This is a genomic window from Stenotrophomonas sp. STEN225, from assembly GCF_056756445.1.
In genome coordinates this window covers 49,212-66,724 of record NZ_JBRRBV010000012.1, presented here as the reverse complement: position 1 = coordinate 66,724, position 17,513 = coordinate 49,212, and the positions used below count along the sequence as shown (strand labels likewise).

Below are 17,513 nucleotides of genomic sequence, written 5' to 3'. Positions count from 1 at the left end.
CCCGGCGAGCGCAGCGGTGCGGACAACACCGGGCCATGCCCGGCGGGCGCAGCGGGACGCTGCTCATCCCACGATGCGCAGCACGTCATCCAGCAATGCGGCAGCAGTGACTTCCGCGCCCGCTCCCGGCCCCTGGATCAGCAACGGCTGGGTGCGATAGCGGTCGCTGTGGATGGCGACGCGGTTGTCGGTGCCCGCCCCTTGCGCCAGTGGATGATCGGCCGGCAGTTCACGCAGCCCCACCTGTGCGCCGTCAGCGTCGACCCGGCCGACGAAGCGCAGAACACGGCCGCTGTCCGTCGCCTGCTGCCAGCGCGCCTGCAGCGGTGCGTCCAGCTGCTCCAGTTCGGCCAATGCTTCGTCCAGCGGCAGCGCAGCCAACGCCGAGGGCACCAGTGAATCCACGTGCACCTGTGCGGCATCCAGCGCCAGTCCGCTGCTGCGCGCCAGAATCAGCAGCTTGCGCCGCACATCCTCGCCGGACAGATCCAGGCGCGGATCCGGTTCGGTGTAACCCGCGGCCAGCGCCTCGCGCACTGCAGCCGAGAACGGCGAACGGCCGTCATAGCGATGGAACAACCAGGCCAGGGAACCGGACAACACCCCCTCGATCGCGTGGATGTGATCCCCCCCGGCCACCAGCGCGCGCAGGCTGCTCAACAGCGGCAGTCCCGCCCCCACGGTGGCACTGTCGCCGTACCGGGCGCCGCTGTCGGCGCAGCTCTCGGCGATGGCCTTCGCGCGTGACAGCTGCCCGCCCCGGCCCAGCTTGTTGGCCGTCACTACATGCACCCCGCGCGCCAGCCACTGCGCATGGCGGGCGGCCACGTCTTCGCTGGCGGTGGCATCAACCACCACATCGCCACGCTCCAGCCCTTCGGCACCGGCCCACGGTGGCACGCTCTGGCCGCCACGCGGTGCGCGCCGCGCCAGTTCGAGCGGCAGGGCCAGATCGCGGTCGATGGCCAGCGCAGTACGCGAGTTGGCCAGCCACTGCACGCTGGGCAGTTCCAGGCCGCGCGCCTGCAGGGCCTGGTAGCGCTGCACGAACGCAGAGCCCACCGTCCCGGTGCCCAGCAGTGCCAGGCGACCGCCGCCCAGCGCCGGAATCTCGGCAGCCAGCGCGCTCATGCGTCCACCACCTGTTTGCGACGTGCGGCAGCGTCGATCACCGCTTCGGCGCGTGCCAGCGCCGCGCCCAGGTCGGCCAGCAGGTCGCGCTCGGCCTCGATGCCGACCGACAGGCGCAGCAGCCCTTCGCTGATGCCGGCGGCAGCACGCGCCTCAACGCTCATCGCTGCGTGGGTCATGGTCGCCGGATGCGCGACCAGGCTTTCCACGCCGCCCAGCGATTCGGCCAGGGTGAAGCAGCGCAGTCCATCGACAAACGCGCGCACGGCAGCGTGCGGATCCTCGCCGGCGCAGTCGGCCAGCTCGAACGACAGCATCGCGCCGAAGCCGCTCTGCTGGCGTGCGGCGATGGCATGACCGGGATGGTCGGCCAGGCCGGGGTAATACACCCGGGCCACGGCGGGGTGCGCGTCCAGCAGCGCGACGATCGAGGCCGTGTTCTCCTGGTGCACACGCAGGCGTGCATCCAGCGTGCGCAGGCCGCGCAGGGTCAGGAAAGCGTCGAAGGGAGAGCCGGTCAGCCCGAGTGCGTTGCCCCACCACACCAGCTGTTCGTGCAGCGCGGGATCACGTGCGATCACCGCACCGCCGACGACATCGCTGTGGCCGTTGATGTACTTGGTGGTCGAATGCAGCACCAGATCGGCACCGAAGGAGAGCGGCTGCTGCAGCGCCGGCGACAGGAACGTATTGTCGACCACCACCAGCGCCCCGGCCTTGTGCGCCGCCTCGATGACGAAGCGCAGGTCGGTGATGCGCAGCAGTGGGTTGGACGGGGTTTCCACCAGCACCAGCCGTGGCTGGGTGGCCAGGGCCTGCGCCAGCGTGCGCGGGTCGGTGAGGTCGGCGGTGACCAGTTCGAAATGCCCCTTCTTCGCCAGCGCGTTGAACAGGCGCCAGCTGCCGCCGTAGGCATCGTGCGGTACCACCAGCGTGTCGCCCGGCTGCAGCAGGGCATTCAGCACCAGGTTGATGGCGCCCATGCCGGTAGCGGTGACCACGCCACCGGCTCCGCCTTCCAGTTCGGCCAGTGCTTCGCCCAGCAGGTCGCGCGTCGGATTGCCACTGCGCGTGTAGTCGTACTGGCGCTTGTTGCCGAAGCCTTCGAAGCTGAAGTTCGACGACAGCACGATCGGTGGAGTGACCGCGCCATGGGCGGTGTCACGATCGATGCCGGCGCGGACGGCGGCAGTGGTGCGACAACAGGACGGCTCGGCGGCGTGCAGGCTCATGCGGTCTCTCCAGAAGTGCGGAAGGCGGTAGCGAGGATCGCGTCGATGCGATCGGTTTCTTTGAGGAAGGCGTCGTGGCCGTATGGGGAGCGCAGCACGCGCAGGCTGCCGCGCGGACCCAGCCCCTCGACCAGACCGACCAGGTCGGCCAACGGCACCAGCCGATCGCCTTCCACGGCCACCACCACGGTTGGCGGCAGGATGGCGGTGGGATCCACGCGGTGCAGGTCGATCGATTCGGACAGGCGCAGGTAGGCGGTCACTGGGGTGCGCGCGACGTACTGCGCGCCCGCCGCGTCGAGGTAGTCCTCGGCGGCCACACGGACGCGGCCGTTGACCACCTCGGGCGGAGCGTCGAAGCGCTCGCCGAACTCTTCCGGCGTGCGGTAGCTGAGCATCGCGAACTGCCTGGCCAGTGCCAGGCCATGGTCTTCACCGCATTGCAGCTGTCCCAGGGCGACCGCCCGGCGCTGCAACGCACGCCACGCCGCGGCATAGGGGTGCGGACGGTGCGCACCACTGGCCAGCACCAGCTGGCGCACGCGGGCGCGATGGCGGACAGCGAACTGCTGCCCGACCAGGGCGCCATAGGAGTAGCCGACAAACGCCTTCAGTGTGCGGATGCCCAGGTGATCCAGCAGCAGGGCCAGCGCGTCGGCCTGGTCGGCCGTGTCGATCGGCACGTCCAGCGCGCCATCCGCACCGATGAAGTCGAACGCCAGAACGCGCAGCTGCTGCGGATCGAGCGTGCGGCCACTGCCGACCAGTTCCTCGGCCCAGCCCTTCTCGGCGAACTGCGCGTTGGACGCCACATGGCGATGGGCGGAGATGCCGCCAGCCAGTACCACCACCGGTGCATCGACCGGTCCCACCCATTCGTAGCGAACGCGTACCGGGCACGCGCCGGCGTGGCGCATCGACAGCACCGCGGCGAACTCGCCGCGCTCGGCGTGCACGCGGTCTTCGACCGGCACGCTGACGGGGACAAAGGGTTCGGGGCGAAGCGTGGTGCTGGGGGCGAAGCTCATGGCGGGATCCGTTAGGGGAATCGGCCATCGAGCCTTCGCGGGGCTCGCGTTCGAGATGCACCTGCGGTGCATGGTTCGAACCATCTTCCGGTGGACGCCACGGTCCCCGCAGGATTTGGCACCTACGCCGGCGCTTGCGCGCCTGCGGGCTGCCCCGGCTTCAAAGGGCCTGTCCCTCTGCCGGTCTCGATGGTGGAGCCACGATGCCATCGCTTTCCGCGCATGTCAATCCCTTCATGCGGATAAAGCGATGAATACCCGGAGCGATCGCTGCGGCCCACCTTTTGCGGATCAGGTACAGTCGCGGCGGTCCCCCTGTCCGGAACGCCCGATGCCGCGCCTGCCCTTGTCCTGCCTGCTGCTGCCGTTGCTGATCAGCACCACCGCCGGAGCGGCCGACTGGCGGCAGGGCTGGGGCCTGGTGCCCTCACCGGCCCCCGCGCCCAGCACGCAGGGCATCGGCCAGGCGGCCCCCATGGCGCAACTGCGGCTGCAGCAGGTGGGCGAATACTGGCAGGCCCGGATCGACAACACCCTGGCCGGCCCATTACAGGTTGAACTGCGCGCTGGACCCGGGCGCCCCATCGAGGGCCTGCCGGTACGGTCGCTGGTGCAGGGCGACAGCAGCTTCGTGGTCGGTCACCTGCCCCCGCCCGTGGGCGGCAGCACGCTCGACGTACGCCTGCAGTCGGTACCGGGCCGTCCCGACGCCCGCGCCGAAGACGTGGCCTACCGCCTGCCGTTCGACGCCGCACGCCTGCGCGTGGACCAGGCGCCGCAGGGCCGGTTCAGCCACGATGACGAGGAGAACCGCGACGCCGTGGACTTCGCCCTGCCCGAGGCGACGCTGGTGCTGGCCGCGCGCGAGGGAACCGTGATGCAGATCCAGGACGGCTTCCGCGGCAACGGCCAGGACCGCGAGCGCGACGGCGGCAGGGCGAATTTCATCCGTGTCCTGCACAGCGACGGCAGCATGGCGCTGTACGGCCATCTGCAGGCAGGCGGCATGCGCGTCCGTCGTGGCCAGGCCGTGCAGGCCGGACAACCAATCGGCCTGTCCGGCAACAGCGGCTACAGCAGCGCCCCGCACCTGCATTTCGTGGTGCAGGTCAACCGCGGCATGGCCCTGCGCTCGGTACCCGTGCGCATCTTCACCTCCCAGGGACAGCTGCAGTTCGCCCGCCAGGGTGATACCGAGGGCGCGGCCGGGCGCTGACCGGCCACGGCCGGTATAATCAGGCGCTTATCTCTTTGAAAAGCGCCCCGGGCGGGCGCCACTGCCATGTCCGAAGTCGCCACCGAAGCGTCGCGTCGCCGCACCTTCGCCATCATCTCCCATCCTGACGCCGGCAAGACCACGCTGACCGAAAAGCTGCTGCTGTTCGGAGGCGCGATCCAGATGGCCGGTTCGGTCAAGGGCCGCAAGGCGGCCCGCCATGCCACCTCCGACTGGATGGCGCTGGAGAAGGAACGCGGCATCTCCGTCACCTCCTCGGTGATGCAGTTCCCGTACGAAGGCAAGATCGTCAACCTGCTCGACACCCCCGGCCACGCCGACTTCGGCGAGGACACCTACCGCGTGCTGACCGCGGTGGACTCGGCACTGATGGTGATCGACGTGGCCAAGGGCGTGGAAGAGCGCACCATCAAGCTGATGGAAGTGTGCCGCCTGCGCGACACCCCGATCATGACCTTCATCAACAAGCTGGACCGCGAGGGCAAGGATCCGATCGAACTGCTGGATGAAGTGGAAACCGTGCTGGGCATCCAGTGCGCGCCCGTCACCTGGCCGATCGGCATGGGCCAGCGCCTGAAGGGCGTGGTCCACCTGCTGACCGGCGAGGTGCACCTGTACGAACCGGGTCGCAACTTCACCCGCCAGGATTCGACCATCTTCCCGTCGATCGACGCTCCCGGCCTGGCCGAGAAGATCGGCGTACAGATGCTGGCCGACCTGCGCGATGAACTGGAGCTGGTGCAGGGCGCCAGCCATCCGTTCGACCTGCAGGCCTATCGCGAGGGCAAGCAGACGCCGGTGTTCTTCGGTTCGGGCGTGAACAACTTCGGCGTGCAGCCCCTGCTGGACTTCTTCGTCGAGCACGCGCCATCGCCGCAGGCACGCGCCACCACCGGCCGCGAGATCGCCCCGGAAGAGAGCAAGCTGACCGGCTTCGTGTTCAAGATCCAGGCCAACATGGACCCGCAGCACCGCGACCGCGTCGCCTTCATGCGGGTGTGCTCGGGCCGCTTCAGCGCGGGCATGAAGACCTTCCACGTGCGCACCGGCAAGGAGATGAAGCTGGCCAACGCCCTGACCTTCATGGCCAGCGACCGTGAAATCGCCGCCGAGGCCTGGCCGGGCGATGTGATCGGCATCCACAACCACGGCACCATTTCCATCGGCGATACCTTCACCGAAGGCGAGGCCGTCACCTTCACCGGCATCCCCAACTTCGCCCCGGAGCTGTTCCGCCGTGCGCGCCTGCGCGATCCGCTCAAGCTCAAGCAGCTGCAGAAGGGCCTGGCCCAGCTCTCCGAAGAGGGCGCGACCCAGTTCTTCAGGCCGCTGACCAGCAACGATCTGATCCTGGGTGCGGTGGGCGTGCTGCAGTTCGACGTGGCCGCTTACCGCCTGAAGGACGAGTACGGCGTGGAAGCCACCTTCGAGCCGGTCAGCGTCACCACTGCGCGCTGGATCCACTGCAGCAACGAGAAGAAGCTGGAAGAGTTCCGCGAGAAGAACGCACTGAACCTGGCGCTGGACGCCGCCGGCCATCTGGTCTATCTCGCGCCGACCCGGGTCAACCTGCAGCTGGCGCAGGAGCGCGCGCCCGACGTGCGCTTTGCCGCCACCCGCGAGGCCGCGCACACCCTAACCGCTGGCTGAATCCGGCCAGTCAGGACATCGGACTTCCGTGTGGAGGCGGGCGTGCATGCGCCCGCCATCGCGGCGATGATAGGGGGGCGCGGGTCCCCCTCCCCGCGAATGATGCCTACGCCATGTCCTCGACTTCCGTTGCTTCGATCCGCGAAGAAATCGCCAGTGCGCTGACCCACGGTCTCGGCGCCGTACTGGCGCTCGGTGCGGGTGCCGTGCTGATCACCCTGGCCGCCATCTACGGCGATGGTTGGCAACTGGCAGGTGCGATCGTGTTCGGCATCGCGCTGCTGCTGCTGTACACCGCCTCCACCCTCTACCACGCCATCCAGCATCCGGTTGCCAAGGGCAGGCTGAAGGTCTTCGACCACTGCGCGATCTATGTACTGATCGCCGGTACCTATACGCCGTTCACGCTGATCGGCCTGCGTGGCCCGTGGGGCTGGGGTCTGTTCGCCGCGATCTGGACGCTGGCCCTGGCCGGCGTGGTGTTCAAGCTGTTCTATACCGGCCGCTTCAAGCGCCTGTCCACCGCCATCTACGTGGCCATGGGCTGGCTGGTGATCGTCGCGGTCAAGCCCATGCTGGCCTCCATCGATGGCTGGACGCTGGGCTGGCTGCTGGCCGGAGGTATCTCCTACACGCTGGGAACCTACTTCTATCACCGCGAATCGATCCCCTATTCGCATGCGATCTGGCACCTGTTCGTGATCGGCGGCAGTGTCTGCCACTTCGTCGCGGTGACCATGCAGGTGCTGTAGATATCCGTGCCACACGCGTTCCTGTGCACACCGCGCACATGAACGCTTCGCGCTGCGTCCACCCGCGCAGGGCAACCATGGCAGCGTGAATGCGACTGCCTCCCCTGCTCCGCCGCGTCCGTCGCGCTGGCGCTTCCGCCGCCCTGGCCCGCGAGGCCAGCGCTGGCTGGCGGTGCTGGTGTTCCTGCTGGCGGCCATCCTGGTATTGATCGCGCTCTGGGACTGGAACTGGTTCAAGGGGCCGGTCGAGCGGGCGGTACAGGCGCGGACCGGCCGCGTGCTGCAGATCGGCCACCTGGATGTCGACCTCGGCCGTACCAGCACGATCCGCGCCGACACCGTCACGTTCGCCAATGCGTCATGGGCGAAGCAGCCGAACATGGCCAGTGCCGACCGGGTCGAAATCGACCTGCGGGTGTGGCCCCTGCTGCGGGGCAGCGTGCAGCTCCCCGAGATCCGCCTGACCCGTCCCGACGTGCTGCTGGAAACCGCCCCACGCAAGGGCGAGCCGGGCAACTGGGATTTCCTGGGTGACAGCCGCGGCGGCGCCACGCCCCAGCTCAAGCGGCTGCGTATCGATGACGGCCGCCTGCAGTTCATCGACGCGGCGGGTCGCACCGACATCCATGTCAATGTGCGTAGTGGCCGGCCCAGGCAGGCGGATGCCGCGCCGCCCCTGCTGGTGCAGGGCAAGGGTCGTTGGCAGGGCAATCCTTTCACCCTTCGCGGCGGCACCGAATCTCCGCTGGAACTGACCGACAGCGATCATCCCTTCCGCATCCATCTTGATGGGCGTGCAGGTGCCACCCATGCCGTCGCCCATGGCACCCTGACCAATCCCTTCCAGCTGCAGGTGCTCGACCTCGCTTTCGCGCTCAGTGGCCAGGATCTGGCCGACCTGTATCCCCTGCTGGGCATCGCCATTCCGCCTTCGCCGCCCTATGCCCTGGAGGGGCGCCTGAAGCGCGACCATAACGTGTGGCGCTACGAGCAGTTCACCGGCAAGGTCGGCGACAGCGATCTCGGCGGCAATGTGAAGTTCGAAACAGGTGGTGCGCGCCCGCGCCTGACGGCCACGCTGGAGTCCCGCCGGCTGGACTTCGACGACCTGGCCGGCTTTGTCGGCGCCCCGCCCAGAACCGGTGGCGGCGAGACCGCCAACGCCGAGCAGAAGGCCGAGGCCGCACGCGTGGCGGCGCGTACCAGGGTGCTGCCGGACACGCCGTACAATCTCGGCAAGCTGCGCGCGATGGATGCCGATGTGCGCTGGAAGGCACATCGCATCAACGCACCATCGCTGCCGCTTGACGATATGGATGCGCATCTGCTGCTGGACGATGGCGTGCTGCGGCTGGACCCGCTGAACTTCGGTGTGGCCGGTGGTGACATCCGCAGCACGATCCGCATGGATGCGCGGCAGCCGCAGATCGCCACCGCGCTCAAGGCCAGCGTGCGCGGCGTGCAGCTGGGACAACTGTTCCCGGATGCGAAGCTGGCCGAGCAGGCCAAGGGCGGCATCGGTGGCGAAATCGACCTCAGCGGCCGCGGCAACTCGATCGCCGCCATGCTGGGCAGCAGCAATGGCGATGTGGGCCTGGCAATGGGACGTGGCCACGTCGGCAATCTGGTGATGGAACTGGCCGGGCTGGACATCACCGAGGCAGTCAAGTTCCTGGTGACCGGCGACAAGCAGATTCCGCTGCGCTGCGCCTTTGCCGACTTCGGCGTACGCGAGGGATTGATGACCAGCCGCACGTTCGCCGTCGATACCACCGACACGCTGATTCTCGGCGAAGGCACCGTCAGCCTGCGCGATGAGTCGCTGGACCTGCTGCTGAAGCCACGGCCGAAGGACCGCAGCATCCTCGTGCTGCGCTCGCCGCTGCACATCGCGGGAACGTTCAAGGATCCTTCGTTCCGCCCGGACTTCAAGGCGCTCGGCGTCCGCGGTGCGGTCGCCCTGGCGCTGGGAAGCATCGCGCCACCGGCCGCGCTACTGGCCACGATCGAACTGGGCCCCGGCAAGGATGCCGACTGCGGCGGGCAGTACGCGAAGTAGGCACGTTTGTTGGATCGCGAATTGAAGGGCACGCGGAACGACAAAGTGTTGCCAACCCAGATTGGCCGCTACCCACCGCGCTCGCCGCAATGTATCCAGAAGCGGAGGGCATGGCCGTGCAGGACCGTTGGCGCCATGGATGGCGCCATCGAGCCCCCATGGATGGGTTTACGGCGTGTCCTGCACGGCCATGCCCTCCGCCTTCCGGCGCATCAGCAAGGCGCCGCTTTGGCTTTGGCTTTGGCTTTGGCTTTGGCTTCGGCTTCGGCTTCGGCTTCGGCTCCGAACAGCGGGCCGGCGGGCCCGCCAGCGAAAACTCATCCCGCCACGATGTACTGCTGCAGCTGGTCCAGCTCGCGGCGCTGTGCATCGATCACCGACTTCACCAGATCGCCGATGGAAATCACCCCCAGCACCTGTCCCCCCTCCACCACCGGCAGATGGCGGATACGGTAATCGGTGACCAGCTGCAGGCAATGTTCGACCTGTTCGCCGGGCGCCACCGTCACCACCTTCGCAGTCATGATCTCGGCCACCGCCGTATCGCGTGAGGAACGATCGCGCAGCACGATCTTGCGGGCGTAATCACGTTCGGACAGGATGCCGACCAGTCGCGGCCCTTCCATCACCAGCACCGCACCAATGCCCTTTTCGGCCATCAGCCGGATCGCATCGATCACCGCCGCGCCGGGCGCGACCGCATGCACTTCAGGGGACTTGCCGTCCAACAGTTGCCGTACCGACGTCATCTGCCTGCCCTCCCAGGGTGGGTTGCACGACGGAGTCTGCCACGGACGATGCTAGCCAGGCGTCAACCAGGTACAGGGGACGCTGCTTGGACTCCTCATACAGGCGCCCCAGGTACTCGCCGATCAGGCCCAGCGCGATCAGCTGCACGCCGCCCAGGAACAGGATCACCGCCATCATCGTCGGCCAGCCCGCCACGCGGTCGCCGTACATCGCGGCCTTCACGATCACCCAGACACCGAACACGAAGGCCACCGCCGCAGTGGCCAGGCCCAGATAGGTGGCCGCGCGCAGCGGCACGGTGGAGAAACCGGTGATGCCTTCCAGCGCGAAGTTCCACAGCCGCCACAGGCTGAACTTGCTGCTGCCGGCCACCCGCGGGTGGCGCTGGTACGGCACCGCCACCCGGCGGAAGCCAACCCAGCTGAAAAGCCCCTTCATGAAACGGTGACGCTCACGCATTTCACGCAACGCGCTCAGCGCGCGTGGCGACAGCAGGCGGAAGTCCCCGGTATCGGCGGGAATCGGCGTGCGCGACAGGCGGCCGATCACCCGGTAGAACATCGCCGCGGTCGCACGCTTGACCCAGCTCTCGCCCGCGCGCGCCCGGCGCGTGCCATAGACGTTGTCATAACCCTCGCGCCACCGCGCCACGAACTGCGGCAGCAGCTCCGGTGGATCCTGGCCGTCGGCATCGAGAATCATCGCCGCACCCTCGCGGACGAGATCCAGCCCGGCGGTCAGCGCGGCCTCCTTCCCGAAATTGCGCGACAGCTTCAGCGCCGACACGCGTGGCTCGGACTGCGCCAGCGCGGCGATCACCTCCCAGGTTCCGTCCTGGCTGCCGTCGTCAACGTAAAGGATGTGGCCATCGATGTCCGGCATCGCATCCAGTACCGCGCACAGGCGCGGGTGCAGTACCGGCAGCGCCAGAGCTTCGTTGCAGGCGGCAATGACGACGGTGAGGCGTTCACGGATCATGCCCGGATTGTACGTCGCCAGTGCGGAGCGGCGCAGACGCCCGCCTCAGTCCTCGGCCAGGTACGCAGCGCCGCCCAGCTGCCGGGCCTGGCGCTGGATCCACGCGGCGCGACGCTGTACGTAGGGACCGGGCGAGGCCGCGCTGTAGCGCCGCGGTGCCGGCAACACGGCCGCCAACCGTGCGCTCTCGGCCGGGCTGAGGCGCGCGGCGTCCTTGCCCCAGAAGGTCTTCGCCGCCGCCTGCGCACCGTACACGCCGTCACCGAACTCGGCGATGTTCGCGTACATCTCCAGGATCCGCTGCTTGGGCCACAACGTTTCGATCAGCACCGTGTACCAGACCTCCAGGCCCTTGCGGATCCAGCTGCGGCCCTGCCAGAGGAACAGGTTCTTGGCCACCTGCTGGCTGATGGTGCTGGCCCCGCGCAGCCGGCCGCCCCGCGCGTTGTGGTCACGCGCCTTCTCGATGGCCTGCAGATCGAACCCACTGTGTTCGGGGAAACGCTGGTCCTCGGCCGCCACCAGCGAAATCGGCAGGCTCGGCGCCATCTGGTCCAGATCCCGCCACTGGTAGTGCAGCCGGTAGGCCCAGTCGCCCGCACCCAGCGCCTCCCCGTAGCGCCACAGCATCACGCTGGAAATGGGCGGATCCACGAAGCGCAGCACCAGCACCTGCAGGCAGCTGAAGGCCACGAACAGCACCGGCAGCCACAGCAGCCGCTTCCAGTGCCAACGCCGGCGGCGCGGAACGTCCCCGGCCACCTTCACCTTGTCCTGCTCTCCCTCTGCCCCCATTAGTGGTGCATCCTTCTTCTGCCTGGCTGTCGGCGCATTATCCGGCAACCACCCCTGTTTCCGCGCGATGTGAGCCGATGACCGCCCAACCTGATTCCCTGATCCGCTTCCTGCTTCCCGACGCGGGTGTCCGCGGCGTACACGTGCGCCTGCAGGCCACCTGGCAGGAAATCCTGTCCCATGCCCATTACCCGGATGCCGCAGCCGAGCTGCTCGGCGAAGCCTGCGTGGCCTCGGCGCTGTTCACCGGCCACACCAAGGTCGACGGCCGCCTGTCCATCCAGCTGCGCAGCAGCACCACGCTGCGCACGCTGTTCGCCGAATGCACCGCCGCCGGCACCCTGCGCGGCATCGCCCAGCTCAGCGAGGGCGCCGACGCGCCGCGCGATCTGTCGAGCCTGGGCGATGACGCCCTCCTCGCCATCACCATCGAGAACCCCGGGCTGGACCCGCGCGAACCGCAGCGCTACCAGAGCCTGGTCGGGCTCAGCGCCGCGGAACTGGACGAGGCCTTCGAGGACTACTTCCGGCAGTCCGAGCAGTTGCCGACGCGACTGCTGCTGGCCGCCGACCGCACGGGGGCCAGCGGCCTTCTGCTGCAGAAACTACCCGGCGACGAGGGCGACGAAGATGGCTGGTCACGCGCCAGTGCCCTGTTCGAGACCCTGGGCAGGGCCGAACTGCTCGCTACTCCCGCCGAGCAGCTGCTGCACCGCTTGTTCCATGAGGAGAAGGCGGAGCTGATGGGCAGCAAGCCACTGTCCTTTGCCTGCTCCTGCTCGCGCGAGCGGGTCGCCTCGATGTTGCAGTCGCTGGGCGAGGAAGAGGCGCGGGCGGCGGCCGAAGCCACCGGCGAGGTCGAAGTCCGCTGCGAATTCTGCGGACGGGAGTATCACTTCCCGTTGACGGAGTTCGGCATACTGTTCCACGGTGCCGAGGGGGCTGTTCCGGCACCTGAACGCCTTCAGTAAGCGGCGGGTCTTGCACCTGGGGAGGATCAAGGCTTGTTAAGAAATCATAAACACTCTAGGATCGAGTCCCCGCCCCTGCGGGAACTTCCGTTGTCTGTCCCTGTCTGAACTGGTCCGATGCGTACCTATCTGCGTCTACCGCTGGCCCTGCTGATCGCCCTTGGCGCGGTCGCGGGCGCGCATGCGCAGAGCAAGGACACCCGCACGGTGCTGCCGGTGTGGAACAAGGGCAGCGGCAAGGTCGAAGCCCTGCTCTACCTGGAACCCACCGGTGAGCAGGCCGCTGGCGCCCGCTGGCATTTCGGCCGCAATTCGCTGGATGCGGCCTTTGGCTTGTCGTCGGGCGACTCGCTGGGCCTGCTCTGCAGCAACAGCAGCAGTACCAGCATCAGCGGTCTGGCCAGCCACTGCATGCTGGCCAGCCTGGGCGACGACGATGACCTCAGCAGCCGCCGCTTCACCGGCACGGCTGCCCTGAACCGGGGCAGCAGCCGCCTGGGCATCACCGCCGGTACCGGTCGCGAAACACTGCCCGCCTGGCTGGCCGGCCCGAACAAGACGCCGTCGCTGCGTGCCGAGCAGAACGACCTGACCGTGTTCGCGCAGAAGAACATCGGCCGCGAAGGATTCGTGTCCATCGCCGGCACCTACGCCAAGGCACGCCTGGTTCCGCTGGCCGATGCCTCGCCGGCCCTGGTCGATCGCTGGGACAGCAAGAGCCTCAGCCTCGGCGCCGGTTACGGCAACTTCACCGGCAGCATCATCGGCCGCGTGGTCGACGTACCCGGCCGCCCTGGCAAGTGGGAAGGTCTGGGCATCGGCCTGACCTGGCGGACGCCGTGGTCCGGCCAGCTCACCGTCGGCGCCGAGAACGTGATCAGCCGCGGCAAGAACCCCTTCTCTCCACGCAACGAGAGCAACGACGACGGCACCGTGCCGTATGTGCGTTACGAGCAGGATCTCTGACCGCTCGCACCTCCCTCATGCAGTGACATCGCGGGCGCCGGAAGGCGCCCGTTGCGTTTGCGTGTGCCGCACTCCCTCTGCGCCCCTCCGGCGCTGTCGCAATGTGTGCGTTTCTCGCCGCCGCGACATGTTTCGATACATATCAATGGAAACTTTTTTCATCATTTTTTTTTAACAAACGAGGCACCATGCCACAAACCCTACTGCAAGCCGTTGAAAAGTATTGACATTCCATCAATTTACACAAATCACAGCTTTGATTAACACAGCTTTAATTCTTTGCAGGCGCCCGCTACTATCGGCTCAGCCTCGCGATTTGGAAGCGCACTTTCGCTTCCCCGCCGGGCATAACCCCAGCCAAGATTTCTTGGAGAGAGAGAGCCAATGAATTTCCAGTCCAACAAGCTGCGTGACGCTGTTGTCGTCGCGCTGATCGCGGGTGCGGCCACGTCCGTAACCGCCCAGGCGCAGGAAGCGACCAACCTGGATCGCATTTCGGTGACCGGTTCGCGCATCAAGAGCACCGACATCGAAACCTCGCAGCCGGTCCTGAGCCTGACCCGCGCCGACATCGAAAAGCAGGGTGTGACCTCGGTTGCCGATATCCTGCAGCGCGTCGCCGCCAACGGTGCCGCACTGAACCGCACCTTCAACAACGGTGGTGACGGTTCGGCCGGCGTCAGCCTGCGCAACCTCGGCGCCGAGCGCACCCTGGTGCTGGTCAACGGCCGTCGCTGGACCACCGGTCTGGACGGCAGCGTCGACCTGAACACCATCCCGACCGCGATGATCGAGCGCATCGACGTCCTGAAGGACGGCGCTTCGACCATCTACGGCTCGGATGCCATCGCCGGCGTGGTGAACATCATCACCAAGCAGAACTTCGACGGCGCCGAGGCAAACTTCTACAAGGGCCAGTACAGCCAGGGCGACGGCGAGCGTGAAGCCTATGACTTCACCATCGGCACCACCACCGACCGTGCGTCGCTGGTGCTGGGCGCGTCCTACGTGAACGAGAAGGAAGTCATGGCCGGCGATCGCAAGATCTCCGCTGGCGGCCCGCCGTTCTTCGGTGGCCAGAGCAGCACCGGCATCCCGGGCTCCTACATCCGCAATGACCAGCGTTACGTGATCATCAACGGTGTTGAAACCCCGTTCGACGCGAACGTTCACGGCTACAACACTTCTCCGGACAACTACCTGCTGACGCCGAACGAGCGCACCTCGCTGTTCGCTCTCGGCTCGTACAACATCACGGACAACATCACCTTCCGTACCGAGGCGATGTACAACGAGCGCAAGTCCGAACAGCTGCTGGCAGCCATGCCGGTGACCGGCCAGCGTCTCAGCGCGTCGAGCATGTACAACCCGTACGGTGTCGATCTCACAAGCGTCTCCCGTCGCTTCAATGAGACCGGCGGTCGTTCGTTCAACCAGAACGTCAAGAACTGGCACTTCTACGGTGGCTTTGAAGGCTTCTTCGAGTTCGCCGACCGCAACTTCGACTGGGATGTCGGCTACCGCTACGACAAGACCGACCAGAACGACCTGACCTACGGTCTGTTCAACCGCCAGCGCCTGGCTGAAGCCTATGGCCCCTCGGCGATCCGCGATGGTCAGCCGGTGTGCTTGACCTCGGCCGGTGCGGTCATTACCGGCTGCGTGCCGATCAATCCGCTGGGTGGCCTGGGTTCGATCTCGCAGGAAGCGCTGGATTACGCGTCGTTCACCGCGCACGATTCGGCCAGCCTGGTGTCGAAGAGCTACTACGCCAACATCTCCGGTGAGATCGTGCAGCTGCCGGCCGGTGCGCTGGGCTTCGCTGCTGGTTATGAGAACCGCAAGGAAAGCGGCCAGTTCGACCCCGACGCCTTCATCGCAGCGGGCCTGAGCACCGGTAACGGCGCTGCGCCGACCAAGGGTGCTTACGACCTGGACGAGTTCTACCTGGAACTGTCGATCCCGGTCCTGGCCGATCTGCCGGGCGCCCAGCTGCTGGACTTCAGCGTTGCCACCCGTTATTCGGACTACAGCAACTTCGGCAACACCACCAACAACAAGTTCGGTTTCCGCTGGAAGCCGATCGACGACCTGATGGTGCGTGGTAACTATTCCGAAGGCTTCCGTGCGCCGAGCATCAACAATCTGTACCGTGGCGATGCGGATTCGTTCGAGACCTACGCGGATCCCTGCTCGGCCTCGAGCGGTCGTCGTACCGGTGCAGTTGCTGCCCAGTGCGCCGCCGAAGGCGTGCCGGCCAACTTCCAGCAGCCTGGCGCTGGCAGCGGCGCCAACAAGCAGACGCCCGAAGCATTCACCTGGAAGTCGAACCCGAACCTGAAGCCGGAAACCTCGACCAGCAAGACGCTGGGCCTGGTGTGGAGCCCGAGCTTCGTCTCCGGCCTCAACGTGACCCTGGACTGGTGGCAGATCGAGATTGAAGACGCGATCACCCGTCCGGCCATCCAGGACATCATGGATCGCTGCTATGGTGGTTCGCCGCAGGAACAGGCAACCTACTGCGGCCTGATCACGCGTGATCCGACCTACGGCACTGCAACCCAGCGCTACACCATCACCAACGTCGACATGCCGCTGCAGAACCTGTCTTCGTACAAGGTGGAAGGTTGGGATCTGGGCGTGCTGTACAAGCTGCCGGAAACCTCGTTCGGCCAGTTCACCATCAGCTGGGACAGCACCTACCTGTCGAAGTGGGACACCAAGTCCACCGAAGATGCCCCGCTCGACGGTCGCGCCGGTCGTTACCTCGACCAGGATCCGTACTGGCGTGTCCGTTCCAACCTGTACGTCGATTGGTCTTACGGCGATTTCGGCGTCAACTACGGCCTGCGTTACAAGTCCGGTATGACCGAAGACTGCCCGTTCGATCCGGTGGGTGATGCAGACCTTGTCGGCTACTGCTCGGATGGTGCCAACGGCAAGAACCACATGGGTGCCACCACTTACCACGACATCCAGGTGCGCTACAACACCCCGTGGAAGGGCACCATCATGCTGGGCCTGAACAACGCATGGGACAAGGATCCGCCGGTTTCGTACTCGACGTCCTACAACATGTTCGACCCGCAGTACGACCTGCCGGGCCGCTACATGTACATGCAGTACAAGCAGAAGTTCTGATCGGTTGATCGATCGATGACTGCAGCAACGGCCCCGCAAGGGGCCGTTGTTCTTTCTGCACTGCCGGCGCGTACCACCCTGCACCGGCAACAAAAAAGCCGCGATCAGGTCGCGGCTTTTTCGTGGGCAACGGAAACCGTCAGCCGTTCGGAATGAGCGTCTCGATCAGGTGTTCGACATAGGCCTCGAAATCCTCCCGCGCCTGCTTCGGCTGCTGCAGCTGCAGCGACAGCTGCAGGAAGCCCACATAGGCCGCATAGGCCAGGCGCGCACGATGGCGTGCGTCGGTGGAGCTCAGGCCTGCCTGACGGAACGAGGCGATGAGGTAATCGAGGCGACGCTGCGAAACGCGGTCGATCACCGGCCGCACCATCGGATGGTCCAGCGCCTTCAGCAGCTCGCTGTAGATGATATGCGGCTGCACTTCGTGCGCCACCATCTGGAACAGCTGACGCAGGCGCGCGCGCGGATCCGGCACGTCTTCCAGGCTGCCGAACACCTGCTCCTGCTCGAACAACTCCCACCGCTCCAACGCCGCCTGCAGCAGTGCGTCGCGCGAGGGGAAATGCCAGTAGAAGCTGCCCTTGGTGACGCCGAGGCGCCGCGCCAGCGGTTCCACCGCGACGGCACCCACGCCTTGTTCAGCAATCAGATCGAGGGCCGCCTGGGCCCAGTCTTCGGCGCTCAGGCGGCTGTTGCGGCCGGCGCGCGGTTCGCCGGCAGAAGCGTCAGGTTGATTCATGGAGTGATTTAACCATACGGCGGGGTTCGTTGCAGTACGCGGATGCAGCCGAAGGGCTCCGCTATGCAGACCGGCCACCTG

General features: G+C 66.7%; 14 protein-coding genes and 1 riboswitch. Of the genes, 7 read left to right on the top strand and 7 right to left on the bottom strand.

Annotated elements, in window-relative coordinates:
• Positions 1-63 precede the first annotated feature (63 nt).
• Genes ACVOJ1_RS13115 through metX form a run of 3 tightly spaced genes read right to left on the bottom strand, consistent with a single transcriptional unit; the run spans position 64 to position 3,391 of the window.
• Positions 64-1,131, bottom strand: a complete 1,068-nt coding sequence (locus tag ACVOJ1_RS13115; protein WP_346480522.1) for a homoserine dehydrogenase family protein — start codon at positions 1,129-1,131, stop codon at positions 64-66.
• Complete coding sequence (locus ACVOJ1_RS13110) at positions 1,128-2,363, bottom strand: O-succinylhomoserine (thiol)-lyase (RefSeq protein ID WP_262218583.1); 1,236 nt, start codon at positions 2,361-2,363, stop codon at positions 1,128-1,130. Before ACVOJ1_RS13110 ends, ACVOJ1_RS13115 begins: the two co-directional genes overlap by 4 nt.
• Positions 2,360-3,391, bottom strand: coding sequence for a homoserine O-succinyltransferase MetX (metX, locus tag ACVOJ1_RS13105; RefSeq protein WP_197571440.1), 1,032 nt, complete (start codon positions 3,389-3,391; stop codon positions 2,360-2,362). The genes ACVOJ1_RS13110 and metX overlap by 4 nt, the downstream gene beginning before the upstream one ends.
• Before the next feature lie 77 nt (positions 3,392-3,468).
• Positions 3,469-3,587: riboswitch (SAM riboswitch) on the bottom strand.
• Positions 3,588-3,722: 135 nt separating this feature from the next.
• Between metX and ACVOJ1_RS13100 the strand changes: the two genes are divergently transcribed.
• From ACVOJ1_RS13100 to ACVOJ1_RS13085, 4 genes are all read left to right on the top strand, one after another.
• Positions 3,723-4,607, top strand: a complete 885-nt coding sequence (locus ACVOJ1_RS13100; protein WP_262218580.1) for a M23 family metallopeptidase — start codon at positions 3,723-3,725, stop codon at positions 4,605-4,607.
• Between the two features lie 66 nt (positions 4,608-4,673).
• Positions 4,674-6,278 (top strand): peptide chain release factor 3, encoded by a 1,605-nt coding sequence (locus ACVOJ1_RS13095; RefSeq protein ID WP_053519888.1) that lies wholly within the window; start codon positions 4,674-4,676, stop codon positions 6,276-6,278.
• Between the two features lie 113 nt (positions 6,279-6,391).
• On the top strand, positions 6,392-7,030 hold the full coding sequence (trhA, locus tag ACVOJ1_RS13090) for a PAQR family membrane homeostasis protein TrhA (protein ID WP_053519889.1): 639 nt from the start codon (positions 6,392-6,394) through the stop codon (positions 7,028-7,030).
• A gap of 85 nt (positions 7,031-7,115) precedes the next feature.
• A complete protein-coding gene (locus ACVOJ1_RS13085) occupies positions 7,116-9,089 on the top strand; it encodes an AsmA family protein (RefSeq protein ID WP_193396752.1) in 1,974 nt (657 codons plus the stop codon).
• A gap of 317 nt (positions 9,090-9,406) precedes the next feature.
• Here the strand turns inward: ACVOJ1_RS13085 and ACVOJ1_RS13080 are convergent, their stop codons facing one another.
• The 3 genes from ACVOJ1_RS13080 to mtgA are packed head-to-tail and all read right to left on the bottom strand — an operon-like array spanning position 9,407 to position 11,612.
• Positions 9,407-9,838: a CBS domain-containing protein gene (locus ACVOJ1_RS13080; protein WP_053520201.1), complete on the bottom strand. Its 432-nt coding sequence runs from the start codon at positions 9,836-9,838 to the stop codon at positions 9,407-9,409.
• Entirely contained in the window at positions 9,798-10,817 is a 1,020-nt protein-coding gene (locus ACVOJ1_RS13075) for a glycosyltransferase family 2 protein (RefSeq protein ID WP_065174800.1), read from the bottom strand. Before ACVOJ1_RS13075 ends, ACVOJ1_RS13080 begins: the two co-directional genes overlap by 41 nt.
• Positions 10,818-10,862: 45 nt before the next feature.
• Complete coding sequence (mtgA, locus tag ACVOJ1_RS13070; RefSeq protein WP_197572348.1) at positions 10,863-11,612, bottom strand: monofunctional biosynthetic peptidoglycan transglycosylase; 750 nt, start codon at positions 11,610-11,612, stop codon at positions 10,863-10,865.
• A gap of 77 nt (positions 11,613-11,689) precedes the next feature.
• Here mtgA and hslO point away from each other — a divergent pair, with 77 nt between their 5' ends.
• From hslO to ACVOJ1_RS13055, 3 genes are all read left to right on the top strand, one after another.
• The gene (gene hslO, locus ACVOJ1_RS13065) at positions 11,690-12,583 is read left to right on the top strand and encodes an Hsp33 family molecular chaperone HslO (protein ID WP_277381003.1); all 894 of its coding nucleotides are present in this window, start codon (positions 11,690-11,692) and stop codon (positions 12,581-12,583) included.
• Positions 12,584-12,700: 117 nt separating this feature from the next.
• A complete protein-coding gene (locus ACVOJ1_RS13060) occupies positions 12,701-13,549 on the top strand; it encodes an XOO1806 family protein (RefSeq protein WP_128990771.1) in 849 nt (282 codons plus the stop codon).
• Positions 13,550-13,933: 384 nt separating this feature from the next.
• Positions 13,934-16,690 carry a TonB-dependent receptor gene (locus ACVOJ1_RS13055; RefSeq protein ID WP_346480521.1) on the top strand — a complete coding sequence of 919 codons (2,757 nt, stop codon included), beginning with the start codon at positions 13,934-13,936 and terminating at the stop codon, positions 16,688-16,690.
• A 139-nt stretch (positions 16,691-16,829) separates the two neighbouring features.
• Here the strand turns inward: ACVOJ1_RS13055 and ACVOJ1_RS13050 are convergent, their stop codons facing one another.
• Entirely contained in the window at positions 16,830-17,432 is a 603-nt protein-coding gene (locus ACVOJ1_RS13050) for a TetR/AcrR family transcriptional regulator (RefSeq protein WP_053520195.1), read from the bottom strand.
• Between the last annotated feature and the right edge of the window lie 81 nt (positions 17,433-17,513).

Coding starts and splice junctions, on each gene's coding strand:
- ACVOJ1_RS13060 (WP_128990771.1), top strand. CDS start 12,701: ATGCGTACCTATCTGCGTCTACCGCTGGCCCTGCTGATCGCCCTTGGC.
- ACVOJ1_RS13055 (WP_346480521.1), top strand. CDS start 13,934: ATGAATTTCCAGTCCAACAAGCTGCGTGACGCTGTTGTCGTCGCGCTG.
- trhA (WP_053519889.1), top strand. CDS start 6,392: ATGTCCTCGACTTCCGTTGCTTCGATCCGCGAAGAAATCGCCAGTGCG.
- ACVOJ1_RS13095 (WP_053519888.1), top strand. CDS start 4,674: ATGTCCGAAGTCGCCACCGAAGCGTCGCGTCGCCGCACCTTCGCCATC.
- ACVOJ1_RS13050 (WP_053520195.1), bottom strand. CDS start 17,432: ATGAATCAACCTGACGCTTCTGCCGGCGAACCGCGCGCCGGCCGCAAC.
- ACVOJ1_RS13110 (WP_262218583.1), bottom strand. CDS start 2,363: ATGAGCCTGCACGCCGCCGAGCCGTCCTGTTGTCGCACCACTGCCGCC.
- metX (WP_197571440.1), bottom strand. CDS start 3,391: ATGAGCTTCGCCCCCAGCACCACGCTTCGCCCCGAACCCTTTGTCCCC.
- mtgA (WP_197572348.1), bottom strand. CDS start 11,612: ATGGGGGCAGAGGGAGAGCAGGACAAGGTGAAGGTGGCCGGGGACGTT.
- ACVOJ1_RS13075 (WP_065174800.1), bottom strand. CDS start 10,817: ATGATCCGTGAACGCCTCACCGTCGTCATTGCCGCCTGCAACGAAGCT.
- ACVOJ1_RS13080 (WP_053520201.1), bottom strand. CDS start 9,838: ATGACGTCGGTACGGCAACTGTTGGACGGCAAGTCCCCTGAAGTGCAT.
- ACVOJ1_RS13100 (WP_262218580.1), top strand. CDS start 3,723: ATGCCGCGCCTGCCCTTGTCCTGCCTGCTGCTGCCGTTGCTGATCAGC.
- ACVOJ1_RS13115 (WP_346480522.1), bottom strand. CDS start 1,131: ATGAGCGCGCTGGCTGCCGAGATTCCGGCGCTGGGCGGCGGTCGCCTG.
- hslO (WP_277381003.1), top strand. CDS start 11,690: ATGACCGCCCAACCTGATTCCCTGATCCGCTTCCTGCTTCCCGACGCG.